General features: G+C 41.8%; 12 protein-coding genes. 6 read left to right on the plus strand and 6 right to left on the minus strand.

What is annotated here, in order from left to right; genetic code table 11:
- Positions 1-57: 57 nt before the first annotated feature.
- From G496_RS0108315 to G496_RS0108340, 6 genes are all read right to left on the minus strand, one after another.
- The gene (locus G496_RS0108315) at positions 58-267 is read right to left on the minus strand and encodes a hypothetical protein (RefSeq protein ID WP_027178878.1); all 210 of its coding nucleotides are present in this window, start codon (positions 265-267) and stop codon (positions 58-60) included.
- Positions 268-1098: 831 nt separating this feature from the next.
- Positions 1099-2445, minus strand: coding sequence for a porin family protein (locus tag G496_RS0108320; protein ID WP_027178879.1), 1347 nt, complete (start codon positions 2443-2445; stop codon positions 1099-1101).
- A 547-nt stretch (positions 2446-2992) separates the two neighbouring features.
- Positions 2993-4579 carry an SIR2 family protein gene (locus tag G496_RS0108325; protein ID WP_034632825.1) on the minus strand — a complete coding sequence of 529 codons (1587 nt, stop codon included), beginning with the start codon at positions 4577-4579 and terminating at the stop codon, positions 2993-2995.
- Positions 4580-4791: 212 nt separating this feature from the next.
- Positions 4792-7758: a type I restriction endonuclease subunit R gene (locus tag G496_RS0108330; protein WP_027178881.1), complete on the minus strand. Its 2967-nt coding sequence runs from the start codon at positions 7756-7758 to the stop codon at positions 4792-4794.
- Between the two features lie 8 nt (positions 7759-7766).
- Positions 7767-9050, minus strand: coding sequence for a restriction endonuclease subunit S (locus G496_RS0108335; RefSeq protein ID WP_027178882.1), 1284 nt, complete (start codon positions 9048-9050; stop codon positions 7767-7769).
- A gap of 2 nt (positions 9051-9052) precedes the next feature.
- Complete coding sequence (locus G496_RS0108340) at positions 9053-11377, minus strand: type I restriction-modification system subunit M (protein WP_027178883.1); 2325 nt, start codon at positions 11375-11377, stop codon at positions 9053-9055.
- A 269-nt stretch (positions 11378-11646) separates the two neighbouring features.
- Between G496_RS0108340 and G496_RS0108345 the strand changes: the two genes are divergently transcribed.
- The 6 genes from G496_RS0108345 to G496_RS0108385 all read left to right on the plus strand — a co-directional run bounded on the left by G496_RS0108345 (position 11647) and on the right by G496_RS0108385 (position 15723).
- The gene (locus G496_RS0108345; RefSeq protein WP_027178884.1) at positions 11647-12048 is read left to right on the plus strand and encodes a DUF6573 family protein; all 402 of its coding nucleotides are present in this window, start codon (positions 11647-11649) and stop codon (positions 12046-12048) included.
- A gap of 180 nt (positions 12049-12228) precedes the next feature.
- Positions 12229-13212 carry a hypothetical protein gene (locus G496_RS0108355; RefSeq protein ID WP_027178886.1) on the plus strand — a complete coding sequence of 328 codons (984 nt, stop codon included), beginning with the start codon at positions 12229-12231 and terminating at the stop codon, positions 13210-13212.
- A gap of 135 nt (positions 13213-13347) precedes the next feature.
- On the plus strand, positions 13348-13998 hold the full coding sequence (locus G496_RS0108360; RefSeq protein WP_027178887.1) for a hypothetical protein: 651 nt from the start codon (positions 13348-13350) through the stop codon (positions 13996-13998).
- A 179-nt stretch (positions 13999-14177) separates the two neighbouring features.
- On the plus strand, positions 14178-14576 hold the full coding sequence (locus G496_RS0108370) for a DUF6573 family protein (RefSeq protein ID WP_034632833.1): 399 nt from the start codon (positions 14178-14180) through the stop codon (positions 14574-14576).
- 239 nt (positions 14577-14815) lie between these two features.
- Positions 14816-14986 (plus strand): zinc-ribbon domain-containing protein, encoded by a 171-nt coding sequence (locus G496_RS21110; protein WP_156900619.1) that lies wholly within the window; start codon positions 14816-14818, stop codon positions 14984-14986.
- Positions 14987-15306: 320 nt separating this feature from the next.
- Positions 15307-15723: a hypothetical protein gene (locus tag G496_RS0108385; RefSeq protein WP_027178890.1), complete on the plus strand. Its 417-nt coding sequence runs from the start codon at positions 15307-15309 to the stop codon at positions 15721-15723.
- Positions 15724-16070 lie beyond the last annotated feature (347 nt).

Genomic DNA, 16070 nt, shown 5'->3' on the forward strand with positions numbered 1-16070 from the left:
TGATTAAAAAAAGGAGCTACCTCTTACGAGACAGCTCCTTTTTTTATTTGGACGATTTTAAATAACGATATTAGGGTAACTAAATTCTTCAGCTACACACGCGTACTTGATATTTTTTTCCATTGCTTTTGCAGCTTCAAGCGAACGTGATGAAGTGGGAGATACTCCATCTTGCCTATTTTCATAGGTAAGCATCCTTGAAGATCTTCTCCTCCAGACTTGTTGTTTTGAGGCTCTCATCTTCATTATTTTTATTTTTTTTGACATTGGCTCATTCTCTTAAAATTTTTTGTAAAAAGATCATCTACAGTATAACAGTATAACTTGCAATATTTTTTATTGTCTCAATTATCACTTCTTTGAAGATAAAATAGAATAGAAAATATCTAAAATTTATCTAGATGATTTTTAACCTAAGTTTGTTATAAAGTCAATAATAGAGCTGAGATTGTCTAACTAGAATGAGATAATAGTAAAATATATTTATATTGAAATAGGTAAAACGTAAAAAGTATATTATTTACGTTTAGCATCCCGTGCTTGGGATTCGACCATAAGTTAGGTTAAATTATACGAACCATGCGGTGTAGGCAGGACAGCGTGACCGACTACCATGATCTTAACTACTTGCCCAAGGCCAGGGTGTAAAATAGTGGTAGTTCCCAATAACACATTTATAATTGCTTGATTATGTCAATCAACTTCAGCAGAGTTCTTTTACTCCGCTCCCGGACACTGGATAAAATTTTGAAAAGTTGGAAAGATGAAGTAGCCCGGACGTTTCGTTACAGCCAATAAAAGGAACAATCGAAGGATTTCATCATAAAATAGAGCTTATTCATAGGCGGGAATACGTATTTTGTAACTTCAAAAATCATCGGCTACGTGTACAAGGTTTGTGCGGCTAGTCGAGATAAAAATCAATAGCTGTAATTTTGATCATTCGGAATGTGTCTACTTCCTTTAGTGTAGACCTCTTATGGTTGACTATAGTTGCAGGAATAATGGCGAACAAGATTATTATTAGGTAACGCTTATTGAATGGCAATGGGTACGTGGCAAGTGTTACATTTTGAAAAGTTATGAGTACAAATTAAACTAGTTAAATCTAAACCCTAATTTCAGTGCTGCCCCGACTCCGTCATGGCTGAAATCCACTCCATATAGTTCGAACCAGCTTCTTGTATAGTCCGCTTCCATTCCAAGATACAGTGAATCTGTAATATCGTAGTCTACACCGGCAAAGCCTTCTATGGTCGGTCCGGAGGCACTTTCTGAGGTTATTTCACTTTCTACGAAATAAGAAGCTCCAAATCCGAACCCTGCATAGGGGTGGATATCTCCTTTGTTTTTTCTAATGGTCAGTCGGCCGATAAAGTCGTATGCATCGAGGGTAAAATCTCCCTCTCCGTATCCGTCAATCTTTACGTTGGAGGATTGCTGTCTGTAACGAAGCAGCAACCCGGTCGTAAACCAGTCTGCAAGGAAACCGTCTTCCCAAAAATTTATTCCTGTAAGGAGGCCGCTGCCAGTTCCAGCATAACCGCTGACACCGTCCGCATCGAAATCTAGTCCTCCTGCATTGTAGCCGAGTATGACATCCATCCTGTATTTTGTGCCTTGGCAATCTGACTTTTTTGTAGAGCTATCCCGCGAATTTTCGGATACAAGAGCTAAATTATCGGTTTGAGCGCTTGTCTTTGACTGATACGCTGGGGAGTTAACGTAATTATCTGCTGCGAAATCTCTTTGATTGTCTTGCGGATGATATTTTTCAGGGGAAGTTATTATCTGCTTTTTCCCCTGAACTGTCTCAGGAGGGATGCCGTTATTTGCCCGATGAACTTTAACTAAACGTTTTATTTTTCTCTTCCTGTTATTCCAAAAGCCGAGAGCACTGCTTGGGTCTTTTTCTTCAACCTCAATATAATATTCTGTCGTGGAACTTTTTGGTTCAGTGGCGGGACTAATATTACTCACATATCTTAGCTTAACTGTCTCAACATTTGATGAAGCTGTAGTTATCTTTTGTGGAAGACGCTCTACATATACCGGTGTCCTGCTATATTTAAATTTATTGATATGCATAGAGCCTGCGTCATTCACTTTCATGATTTTCTGGGTAACAAGCAGGTCATTTAAGCATCTGCCATTGATAATTACATTTGCGATGACCTCACCTTCCTGGGTGGTTCCATCTTCAAAAACTGTAGCGGTCCTGGACAAAGCCAGATTGCAGGCGTCTAAAGTTGCCTTGGCGTAACTTTCCGCAGAGGTGTCTTCCGGGAAGGTTATGTTTTCCAGTTTAACTGTAGTAGGGCGTCCGTCCTTTAAGATGACATACGATTGGGCATTGTTAACTTTGATAACTTTCCCTTTCCATGAAGCATGGGATATTTCAGGCAGCAGAAGAGATAATATGAATAGCAGGTAGATTATTTTCACTTTTGAAAAACCCCTTTTGTTTCAGGAGTTTTATCGGTGGTGTTATAGGAAACTTTATGTTTATGAGATGCTTTTATTAATTAAATAAGTTCAATTTGATATGTTCTAGGCTTTTAGAGCCGACGCTGTAATGGCTAGATGGTATTTGGATGCTGAGGACAGAATTAAACTTTAAAAAGCAGCTTTTAATTTCTACGATTGTAGGTCCGAAAATCCGGTTTCTTTGAGGGGGATATCTGGAAGGCATGAAAAAAGGGTTACACTTGCGTGTAACCCTTTGAACTTTCTGGCGGAGTCGAAGGGACTCGAACCCTCGGCCTCCGGCGTGACAGAGTGCCAGCTGAATAAAAGATTCAAGTACTTTAACCGTTTATATCATTCATCTGACACATTATTTTCATTGTTTTCACCTAGAAATGTGTCCGATGATGTGTCCGATTTTTAACACGTTGAAATTACAGGTGCTTTAGGATAACCGCCTGCCAGCCAGCGAAGCACCAGTGTTAATAGTCTTTGACTATCCTCAAATCTGTAGTGAGTTGTCCTACTAATCAATCCAACCGAATTTTAGTCGATCATAAATAGTCACAAGTTTTCGGTAGAGTGAGCGATATGAAGATTCTTTTGATCTCCATTCTTCGTAGGTTTTAAGAAATGCTTTTAATTCTTCCAAATCAATTTCGTCAGGCTTTAAATGAGGAATAACCATTGCGGCTTTTTGTGGCGAATATTTTTGTACTATATCTGACAAAGATAATCCTTCAGCAGCCTTTGAATAAGCTTGAGTTTGGTAATGGAATTCTTCAAAAGCTCTGTCATATGCCTTGTCTAATTCAAAGTCTGAAGCACGGTACTGTTCTTCATTTGTAATACCAAGCATGCATAAATATTTGAATATGGGGGTGTATGGTGACCTTTTTAAATGAAAGCATATAGCCCCTTTAACGAGTTCTCCAGTATCATCAAATTTTGAACTGTCGTCAGGTGATGTTAATATGTCTTCAAGGATTTCATCAATCTCTATAAGATTATACCCTTTTTGAGTTGCTTGAGCTTCAATACCTTTGTCATGAAGTTCTTTCACGCCAACCCCGACAACGAATTCAATGTTTTTGTTGTCTTCTATATCGTCAAAGTCTGAGACAAAGATGCGCTTTTCTGGTTCACTTGATTTTGCGATTTCATATATTTCTTCTTTCAGAAATCTCAATATCTTCGCAGGAACCTTTCTTTTAATGCTATTAATTGCATCATAAACAATACCAAAGTCATCAGTAGTAACTGTGGTCAGTGGAACGTGATGGTCATGAACTTTGACTCTTGTTGCTTCAATCCCTTCATTTCTTCCCTTACCGCACCGTTGAACAAGAATTAGGTTGTTTCTTAATCTCTCTTGGACGCCATCACCTAAACAGCGGGCCAGACTTTCAATTATATTAAGTATGTTCTCATCTTGGAGGCTGTAACCTATGAAGACTACCGGGTGTTCAATCAAAAAAGTAACTAATTTTGCTGCCAGGTATGCGTAGTTGCTTTCGAACTCAGCGTAATCATTGTTTGTTAGGACTAGACTGTCGGGATTTTTGATACATCCGTGAATTTTATATATTTCACCTACACCATATGGGTTTGCGACAACTATCTCATCTTGTCCAACATATGTTGAATACTCAGGAAAAATATCTTCAAGATAACAATCCCAATTGGTTGTTATTATGGCATCTACGCTTAAGCCTTCAAGCTTCTGTATTTCATCTGGATGAGGGCTTTCAAATGTTCCATTGTCATACTCTTGCGATATGAATTCAGAGATAAAATATTTAAGTACACCTTCTTTTGAATGTATCTCTTTATTTGCTAATATGCTTGACATCATTGGGTCAGACCAAGCGTGTTCAAAAAAGTCATCAGACATTAGTGAAGCAACTTGTGGAAGGTTTCCATTCGCCGACGATAGATAGTACTTATATGGTTTAATATTTTCACAAAATCTCTCAAGTAGACCATTCCAGCTAGGGAGTCCAAGGTACCGCTGAGAAAATCCTGAACCAACGAACAGGAATGGAGGAGCAGTCGCAGACGAGAGTTGATGCTTTAGTTGCGCTAATAAATCGTCTTTATAGTCATCATTCATAATTGATCCTCTACAAGAAATGGAAAACTATTTCGAATATCCAAAGAGGCAACAACAAGCGTCCTCTTTAAACAACCCTCAAAGAATTTCAATTGACCGGAATTATGAACAAGGTCCTCAGAAAACTAATTTTCGTTACCCTAATCCAATATACCTTCCAGTTCATCTAAGCTTTGGCATACTACGTTTGGCAATCTGATTTTGATCCTTTTCTACCCACCATTCGCTAATTCATGAATTTCATCAGCTGAGAAATGAGCCAAGAGTCTTGCAATCGTTGAATCAAATGTTCTTTCGAATGCTTTGTCGTTTGCGTAGCTTTTGTATAAGTCCAGTTCCCGTTTTCTTTCCGAGTTAACGGCAAGTTTGATGAGCTTCTTGAGTGCTAACTCGCTATTCTGCTGATCCGGGTTATTGGCGACTTGTTCAGCGTATTTGGGATTATTCACAACGTGCCGGGCGATGTTGATCAGTTTGATCTTCTGCTCTTCCGGTGTTGCGTCCCAGCCATCGAAATGACGTTCGTTGAATATCTTGATGATTTCATCCAGCGCGTCCAGTTCTTCAACTCCGTGCATGCCTCTTGGTGTCGGGTTCTGCGGCGGGAGTTCAGATTCTTCCGGGTCCAAATCGATCTTTGAGCCTAGTTTGCTCCGCTGTAATCCATAGGTTGAAAGATCAACACTATTCAGCAATTCATCAATCTGATCGTCTTCCGGGTTATTGACTTTGAGCTTGGGGATTAAAAACTTCAGAAACCAGTGCAACATCTCCCATTCCATGTTTTCGAAAGGAATGATGCTGGCTACCTGAGAATAAATTTTTACGAACTGCTTTGCCTTGATCTTGAAGTCAATTTTTTCATCGTCATCAAAGTCTTCTTCAAAGCGTTTCACCACTGTATCGAGAATCGGTGAAAGCTGATCAGCATCAGCTTCCTCAAAGAAGAGCTTGTTGAACTCCTCAACTTCATCCGATTCATATACTCCGGTGATGTCTAGCTGTTCTTTGATGTCGTGCAGGACATTAACATCCGTAGGCTCAGATAGTGATGTCGCAGTATAAAATGGGTCAAAAGCTTTCTTGATTTCGTCCACCGAGTTGAAGAAGTCGAGAACGAATGTGTCCTTTTTGCCCATCTTATCGTTGCAGCGATTCAGACGAGATAAAGTCTGCACCGCCATAACGCTTTGGAGTCGCTTATCCACGTACATTGTATGGAGAAGAGGTTCGTCAAAGCCTGTCTGAAATTTGTTAGCAACAACCAGAATCTTGTAATCATCCGTCTTGAACTTCTCAGCTATCTCGCCTCCGGGAAATCCGTTCAGTGAATCTTCAGTATGTTTCACACCGTCCACTGTTTTATCGCCGGAAAAAGCTACAATTGCACCGAAGCCCATGTTTCGCTCTTTCAACTCTTTTCGGATAGCAAAGAAATAGCGGATCGCGCTCTTGATGGACTGCGTAACCACCATAGCCTTGGCCTTGCCCTTGAGTTTCTTCTTCTGCCATACGGAGCTGATGAAGTGGTCCACCATGACTTTGGCTTTAGCTTCAATGGTATCGGGGTGTGTTTCGACAAATGCTTTGAGCTTCCGCTGGGCTTTTGATTTGTCGAAGATCGGGTTGTCCTCTATGGACTTATGGATTTTGTAGTAGCTCTTATAGGTCGTGTAGTTGGCGAGAACGTCCAGAATAAAGCCTTCTTCGATGGCTTGGCGCATAGAGTATAGTTGGAAGGGATTGAACTTCCCGTCCCTATCCTGAGTCCCGAACTTCTCAAGCGTTGCCGACTTCGGCGTTGCGGTGAACGCGAAATAGGAAGCATTGTCATTCATGCGCCGTCCTTTCATGGCAGCAAGTATCTTGTCCTGCCAATCCAGCTCTTCTCCATTCTCTTGTTCTCCCAGACTTGTATTCATCAAGTCTGCTGACCTTCCACTCTGGGAGGAGTGTGCTTCATCAATGAGCACCGCGAAATTTTTTTCGGAAAGGTCTTCAATGCCTTCCACAATGTAGGGAAACTTCTGAACTGTGGTGATGATAAGCTTCTTGCCCTTCTCAAGATTGTCTTTGAGTTCTCGTGAGCTGAAGGCTGGAGCAACAATGTTTTTGACTTCCGCAAACTGCTTAATGTTGTCGCGTATCTGCTTATCCAACACCTTGCGGTCCGTAACCACGATCACGGAATCGAAAATGTTGTTCACCCCGTCTTGATCGTAAAGTTCAACAAGCTGATATGCCAGCCATGTAATGGAATTTGATTTGCCTGATCCTGCCGAGTGCTGGATTAGGTAGCAGCTACCAACTCCCTGAGCTTTCACATGGGCCAGAGCTTTTCGAACCACATCAAGCTGATGATAACGCGGGAAGAACAGCGTGCGGGTCTTCTTCCTCGTCTTCGGGTCTTTTTCTACGATTTCTTTGCTGAAGTGCTCGATAATATTGGTCAGGCTAAGTCTGGTAAGGACTTCTTCCCAAAGATATGCAGTCTTGTGTCCAAGCATGTTCGGCGGGTTGCCTTTACCGAAGTTCTGCCCTTTATTGAATGGCAGGAAGAAGGTCTTTGTTCCGTCAATCTTGGTAGCCATGAACACTTGGTCCGGGTCTACAGCAAAATGTACCAGACACCGCCTGAACTGGAACAATGTTTCTCTGGGATCACGGTCTTGGCAATACTGCTTCTTGGCGTGATTAACATTTTGCCCGGTCCAAGGGTTCTTCAACTCAAAAGTAGCAATTGGCAGCCCGTTGATGGAAAGCACCATATCTACCGACTTGAGCGGTTCGCTGACCGAGTAGTGGACCTGCCGGGTGATGGTGAATATATTCGAGTTGAAAAGCCTGACCACATCCGGGTTCAGGTCATTGTATGGAGCACGATAAAGAAGCGTCAGATGGGCATTGTCGATGGACAAACCTTTCTTGAGCACAGACAGAATCCCGTCCGCTTTGATCTTACGATCCAGCCTTTCAAGGACCATGCGTTGCCAATTGTGCTGTGAGGAAAGCTTGTCCAGCTCCTTGGGCTGGGTTGCCTCCAAGAATAGCCAGAAGACTTCGGTATCAAGTGCAAAGTGTGAATCAAAATTACCGGGATTCCCAGCTTCATATCCATCAGCAAGGAATGCATTTTCAATATGACTTTCAAGAGCTTCTTCGTTGGTTTTGCTGGGCATGGTGACTCCTAGACCTTTATTTTTCCTGTGACTGCTGAAGAGATTAGTGATTGTTTATATTCTTGTAAAAGATTGATTTGAGATTCATAGTTCAATGACAAAGAACTTTGCTCTTCTAATATTCGTTCAATATATGACACAATATTAATTTGTTCTTCATGTGGAGGAATCGTAATCTGATTTGAGCCAACACTTTCAACATTTAAGTTCATTTGAGTGTTTTTTGTTGTTGACCTAATAAATACATTTTTCATCGCAGTCATTGAGTAATATAAAAAATCTCTATCCATCATACTATGTGGCGAAAATCCTACAACACTATCTGGGAAGCAAGCGTCAAAATCAATAATTGCAACATCACCAATGTTTGCAGCAATTGTAATGACGACTGTGCCTGATGGGACGAGTGTTGAAACTCTCAATCCTTTTTCATTAAGTGTCTGCTTGAATGAGGTAACAAACTTTCCAGCTCGAGCGACATCTCCTGTTTGAATGAAAGGATATTCGCCATCATATAATCTTTGGTCATTGCGTGGTCGGTGTGTAAATTTACCTCTGAAAATTTTTGATGCATATTTTAACCTCTTCACCTCCCAATGCGCCGGAATCTCCCCAATCCATTCGACTCCGCTATCTTTCATAGGCGCATCAGGGTTCAGACCTTTGGTCACCGCCTGATTGATGAGAATAGACTTCTGCTCTTGAAGCAACTCAATGAGCTTCTGCTTCTTGGCAATGGCTTCATTGATTTCGGCTGTTTTTTGGTCGAGGAAGGAGACTATACGTTCTTGTTCTGTTTTGGTTGGAATTGGAATGGTTATCTTCTTAAAATCTTCATATCTCAAATCCCATTGCCCAACCCTAACACCATAAGAAATGGCATTGTATACACCTACATACGTTTTTGACCGGAGCAGGTAATGTAAATATTTCGGATGAAAGTCCTCTTGGTTCGTCTTGCAGGTGATATAAGCAGGGCTGACGATTCCTTCGTGTTCACTCACACCCATTGAACCTTGCCATGCCTTCATTTTGTTGACTACAAGATCTCCGGGTTTCACAACTTTATATGCAGAGGTGTCTAAAGATGTCGCGTTGTGGTTGTCATCACGGGAATCCTTGGGAATGACTCCATATTCACGGTAAACGGAAAGAACTTCTAGATCAGGTTGGTTCTTTTCGCTTTTCAAAGTGGTTGCGGCTCGAATACAATCACACTCCCAATGTTCAGGAATCTCCCCAAGCCACGCAACACCACTATCTTTATATGAATCATATTTAGGCAGCTGCATCGCTATTGAACTCCCTCAAAGCTTACCAGCTTCTTCAGCAACCCATCGGTTTCCGATTCCAACTGAAGAATGTCGGCTGCAACGTCTTCCAGAGAGCGCAGCGGAGTATGTTTGTAGAAATGCTTGTTGAAGCTGATCTGGTAGCCGATCTTGGTCTTTTCCAGATCAATCCATGCTTCTTCAACATGCGGACGGACCTCGCGCAGGAAATATTCGTGAACGTCTTCTTTAAGCGGAACTACCTCGGTGTCCCGAAGGTCGGAGTCTGCTTCGTATTCAATGAACTGGTCTTTTTTGCCTGACGGATAGTATCCGTAATCAGAGAGTTGATCTTCGTCTGCACGAAGTCTGTCCAAAAGCTGGTCCAGCTTATCCCCTTTGAGCTTATGAACTTTCTTGATGACCTTTTCGGCTTCTTCATCCTGCCAGCTCATGGCACTCAGGATTTGCTTCTTCTGAGGTGCGCCCAGCTTAATTTTCAAGCTCTTGAGCGTGTTATCAACTACATTAACGAACTTGTTGTAATCCATGAACAGTTCATCACCGATTTCATCAGCAAGTTGCCCGGCTATCTCCATAAGTTTTTTCTGATCCCGCCATTTGGCTACCGAAAGTAATGTGCTTTTGTTCTTGGCGGTGATGCTGACCTCTTCCCGGTCTATGTGTCGTTCAATGCTGTCTTTGTGCTGCTTCAAATCGGAGTAAACGTCATCTCCGAACTCTTCATAAGTCCATTCCGCCATCTCTTTGATTACCGGGATGAAACGTAATGATGCGACACGTTCGGGTGTAAATTGTGCTGCAAGACGCAAGGGCCTGTTGACCACGATCTTGTAATAGCCGAAGTCCTTGTTCTCAAAGACCTTGGATACTTCATCCTGATCCATGCTCAAATAGAGCTGAGTCAATTGCTCGATGTGCTCATCGGAGAGTTCACAGTTCTTTTCACCTAGATTCTTCCGTAGCGGACGAAACATTTCAGAACCATTGATGAGCTGGATTTTACCCTTCCGTTCCGGAGACTTGTTATTTGAAAGTACCCAGATATAGGTGGTGATGCCTGTGTTGTAGAACAGGTTGGTAGGCAGCTGGATGATGGCTTCTACCCAATCATTCTCAATGATGCACCTGCGAATGTTGCTGGCCCCGCCTCCTGCATCTCCGGTGAACAGGGATGATCCATTATGGACGGAAGCTATACGTGATCCTAAAGGAGAGGCAGACGAACTTTTCATCTTGTTGACCATCTCCATCAAGAACAGAAGCTGTCCATCTGAAGAAGCTGGTGTAGCATCTACGGTGTTCTCATCGCCCCAATAGTCCTCCAAGCGCACCATAAAACGGGGATCAACTATCTCTTTGCCGTCCTTGATGAACTTTGCGTCCGCACTCCATGACTTTCCGTACGGAGGATTGGAGAGCATGAAATCAAACTTCATACTCGAAAATTCATCGGTAGCCAGAGTTGAACCGAACTTGATGTTCTCAGGATCATTCCCTTTAATCATCATGTCAGACTTGCAGATAGCGTAAGTTTCGCCGTTAACTTCTTTTCCATATAGATACACATCAGCGGTGGTCTTCACCCCGCCTTCCGGGTCTTTGATGTACTTTTCAGACTCGGTAAGCATACCACCTGAACCACAAGCTGGGTCATAGATAGTTAAGACTGGAGGCAAGTTCCCGTTCACCGGCTTGAACAATATATTGGTCATCAGGTGGATAACTTCACGAGGCGTAAAGTGTTCTCCTGCCTCTTCATTGTTCTCTTCGTTGAATTTGCGGATCAATTCCTCGAACACATAACCCATGCCGAGGTTGGTCAAAGCCGGAAGCAGCCTGCCATCTGAAGCTCGTCCAGCTTCGGGGCTTAGGTTGATCTCAGGAGAAACGAATTTTTCAATGACATCAAAGAGCACATCCGCAACAGCCATCTTTCTGGCTTGGCTGCGTAGGTCAAAGTGCTGGATGATCTCTTTTACGTTGTCGCTGAAACCATCCAGATAGTTTTTGAAGTTGGCTTCCAGCTGGGACGGGTTGTTCAGCAGAGACTTCAGCGTAAATTTTGATATATTATAGAAGACATATCCAGATTCTTCGCACAACGGGCTGGAGTCCAGAACTGCCATTTCAACTTCTTCCCGCTGATAGCGAACTTCTTCCAGAACAGCGTCTTTGGTGGGTTCAAGCAAACAATCAAGTCGTCTGAGTACGAACATAGGAAGAATAACATCTCTATATTTGCCTCGAACAAATACGTCTCTAAGGCAATCGTCAGCAATTGACCAAATAAAAGCAACCAGCTTGTTATGCGCGGTATGATCCATGAATTTCCCGTTATATTTCAAGAGTAATGTTGAGAGCGAAAGAAGACTTCGAATAGTCTCATTTTTTATGCGGGATGATATAGAGTGTTATTTAAAATAGCAAACTCACTTTTGGGTATGCATGAAATAAACTCACGATATGCCCTGACCATTTCACCACCGCCTGAGCCACAGAATCACCAAAAATAAAATCAAAGTTTGGCGTGACCGAATTTCAAGCATCAGGATAGCCTTCAAGTTTTACAATATACTAAAATTGAAGGAGATTTATGATGCAGGTATTTGACGATCCGATGTTTAACATGATCTTTTCGTACACCAGAAAGCAGGCAATTGAAGATGGCAACCTAATCGATGTAACCGAACAAGCTAAAGAAGCTGGATTCAAGATTCCGGTCGCAGTTTCGTTAAATCTCTACGATGGATACATCAAACCACCGGAAGGTCTTGAAGGCGAAGGGCAGAGCATAGAAGGGCGGCTCCATGACCTTTTTACGATGTGCATGTTGGCAATGCAGGAGAATCTGGACCAGAGTAGGATCAATTTTCAGGTGTTGTTTCTGATGTCAGCAGAACCCAGAAAACTGGAAGAAGTGGAAGTGATCTGCCAGTGCGGTCCAGATGATGATATGAAACCATGTATTACGCTGATGCTACCGGATGATGATTAAAAATGCCGAGGTCCCGGACTTTTTAGGGACCGAGGTGTATAGAAATTTTTTTGGACGTGGTGTTGCCGCGAACCCAAAAAAAAGTGGTTATCTAGATATGATCCTAGTTATCCCACACCTCTGTCTACTGCCTGCCCTTCTTGTCTGGATCGTTAAAGGGAGTTTTGCTATGTTCCCTTCATGTCTAAGAAACTAAAGAAACCCAAAAAGACAAAGAAAAAAGTAAGCGATAGAGATAATATTGATCGTCTTGAAACTATAGCCTTTTGGCTCTGGGAGTATACACGAAGGAATGCATCGTACAGACGAAGGGTAAATGTTATTTATCGAATCTGGGACAGGTTCGAGGAAATAGGCGAGCTGGATAATTTATTAGAACTTACTCTCCATGATTTTGTAGATGACTTAAAAGACGAGCAGGAGGTTGACCTAACAGAAAATTGGTTCACAGAGCGTCTTGAAGATTATGGCGAAGAGTATTTACGATATTATTATAAATACATCATTATTTCAGGTAGTTTTGCTCGTTCATTTGGCCGGGTATTAAAAGACTATGATGAAGGGATAGATACCGAGGAAGTTCTGGAATTGCTCCTCAAAGGTGAAGAGTTTTCTTTTCGAAGCTCGGATAAATATGATCAGTATGCGGTAATGTGGCTTCGCGACAAATGGGTTTTATCTATAAATGGTAAGTCTCCGACTTTTTTTAATTCGATGTTAGATGATGGTGATCAGATTGATTCTGACCCAAAACAAATGGTTACGCATGCTGATGATTTTGCAGAAGAACTTAATGGTCTGAATATATGTAAACAACTGTTTGAAAATATTCTTTCTGAAGAAGAAATAGACTATGAGACAAAGCAGCAAGTTTATGAGTTCGGTGGGCAGGGATTGAATATTGATCCTAATGGAGATGTCATGCGTTTGGTCGTGCTCTGGCTTTGGGACAAAATACATGAGGGCATTGAAAGAGGAGACCAGCCGAAATCTTTCGATGAGATTTATCCGTTACTGAAAGAACGGTTAAGAGAAGGTTATCTTGTCAATGTTTCCTACGATTCTCTGTTTAAGAGAGGCCGGATTAGAAATTATTACGAAGTAACGAAATATTGCATAGAAAATTTAACAGTTCTTCCTCTTAATTTTAAATTAAAACAGTAGCTTGGATTGGACACGACTTTTATTTCAACCTGTGGTTATCAATAGTTCCTAAATTTTGGTTTCCTTGGATCAACGGCAACATCAAGGTGATCGGCACCGTTGCCAACTTAAAAATATTACCAAGGAGATTATATCATGGAAAATTATACTGTAAACGCTGCAGTTGAATCGGTTGAACTTCAGGAAGAATTTAACGAATCTTTTTCCGGTGATGATGAAGATTTTATGGCTCGTGCAGCAGCAGATGCTGAGAACAGTGTTAAAGCCAAGTCCGCCAGCAGCAAAAAAGACAATGCCCAGAAGAAATCTGAGCCTACTGAAGTTCAGGATGATCAGACTTCTGATGATGGGGATGACGGCAGCGGTGGCAATGGTGCCAAAAAAGCCAAAGCAAAGCAGGTACGGGCACGGGCTGTCAGTGCCTCTGAAAAAGCTAAGTTTGCCAAACTGCTGGTAGAATCTTTTTCTACTGATGATAGCTGGAATGGTGTGGTTCGTGCCAGTAAGGCTTGTGGTTTATTCAATGTAAGTAAGCAGGTGGCTAAGGATATATATCTTGCAGCAGGTGAATCTCTTTTCGAGAAAGCAAAGAAGTACGTAAAGTGGGTAGATGATGAAGTTGCAGCTAAAAATGATTTGCCGTACGTCAATGCCAAAGGAACATTGACTATTCCTACTGAGGCGATGAAGAATCTTTCAAATTATGAAGACCTGAAGAAAAATATGGTTAAATTTAATATGACCCATGATGAAGATGGAACTATCGTTCTCGAGCCGATTATGTAGATTCATTCTTAATCAAAAACTGTTTTCAAAAGGGTATCCTCCGGGATGCCCTTTTTCTTTTTGGCGATAAAATTATTGCCGACCATTCGAATCATAATCCTGATATTTTTCGTGACCATCATTTCTGCCTGAGGATATCCTTTAAGTCCCATAACCGTCTAAACTTGAAGGAGATTAATATGGTTATCAATTGCATACCTGAGGTTTTCCTTATTCATTCCTATCTGCGTAAGCAGGCTATAGAAGATGGATACCTTATTGATGTTACCGAAAAGGCTAAAGAGTCAGGTTTCAAAGTACCGGTTTGTATTTCCCTGAACCTACATGAACGATACGTAACCCCTCCAAGCGGTCTTGAAGGAGAAGGACAAAGCTATGATGGACGGCTTCATGATGTTTTCGAAATTTGTAAGGCGGCGGTATACGAACGTCTTGATGAAAACAGGGTAATCTTCAATGTCTTTTTTTTAATGAAGACAAAGCCGAGGACCCTCGAAGATGTGGAGATTGTATCAGTTATAGGCCCAGACGATGATGGCAAACCTTGTCTTACGTTGATGCTGCCCGAAGACGACTGATCATTTCTCTGCTGGGGAACTACGAGAACTAGGCAGTGTTTGAGCAGAGGTCTGAAAATAGTCTCAATGCTGATCTAGTCAGAAAAGGGTAATCCGGTGAATATGAGCCGAGTTTATCCTTGCCGTTCTTGGAGAGTCTATTCATTCATAAGTCGTTTTCTCCAATCTTCTGTTATTTGGGCTAATGATATTTTCCCAAAATTCTAGATAGATATATGATAGTAAAGGAGGATTAGATTATGTCTGAATCAAAGAGATGCCATAAGTGCGGAACTGAAAATCTTTTGAAGGCTAAACGGTGCTATAACTGTGGATCAAAGCTTTCTATGGGAGCAAATATCCTTTATCTCGTAAAGATGGGTGTCATACTTGCGGTTATCTATGCGGTCAGTAAGCTTGTCATGAATTGATGTAGTTTTCTCCCGGGACCTCGGCGTTCCGGGAGAACATGAATAATATTGTCGAACGGCATGAAGGCCTTTTTTCTGGAGCTTCCGCTATTTCTTTTTAATTTCCTGTCAAAATATCTTTCAAAATTATCCCTTCCTTCAATTTTAATCCTTTTTCTGGAGTTCCCTGCGCCTGCAACAGACAAATCGCAGGAGAATTGGAATGTACGAAAAAATAAATATTCACCGTTAACGACGGTGATATTCAGAATTTCCGTTAACGTCCTTTTTGATTGGTTTATAGGTATATATAAACCAAACATTTAAGGAGGTTGTTTATTATGACCAAGAAGAAGGAAAACAAGGCAAAGAAAGGTTTTGTCGAGTCTAGGTACAACGCACCGTTATTGCGGAAGATGTGTGAAGATGGTGTTGATGCTCAAAGTGCGAAGAATCAGCTGAATCTGTGCTCTCTTCAGAGTCTAAGGCAACATTTGATGCGGTTATCTGTGGAAGATAACCAGTTGCGGACATTGCCGGGATTGTATTCACGTTCTGTGAACACAGTTAAGTTGGGCAAACAAGGTTTGAAGATAACATTGAAGAAGTTCGAAACTGCCGGAATCAATTTTCCTGAAGGATCGGAGTTTTCCATCAGTTTTGATGGAGAGAAAAAGATCATTCTGGAAAAGCTTGGCGGTCCCGAAGTTGCTGTTCCTACTGAAGCTGTTGTTAAAGGTGAAGATATTCAAGGATAGGTTGTCCCCTATCTCCAAAAAGTCGTGGCCTATTTGCTGCGACTTTTTATTTGTCTGGTCAGTGCGGTACCTGGCCCCTCAAAATTATTAAAACAAAGACTCCAGCCCCTCTCATTTATTTATTTCAGAACTTGAATCCTACGTTGATAGATACCCCTGAATCTGGTCTGAGGCTAAACTAACGGGTGTTTTATCGAGAGATAGGCCGGGTTGGAGAAGCCTCCCGATATGCTCCTCCTTCCCGGTTGGGTTTAGTCTACCCCGTCACTCACTGAGTGACCTACTCCACGCACCGCATGGAGGTGGACCTTGCGGTCTCGAAAATTATTTAAACCTTCCTTGTCTCG

The sequence above is a fragment of the Maridesulfovibrio bastinii DSM 16055 genome (assembly GCF_000429985.1).
Taxonomy (GTDB): Bacteria; Desulfobacterota; Desulfovibrionia; order Desulfovibrionales; family Desulfovibrionaceae; genus Maridesulfovibrio; species Maridesulfovibrio bastinii.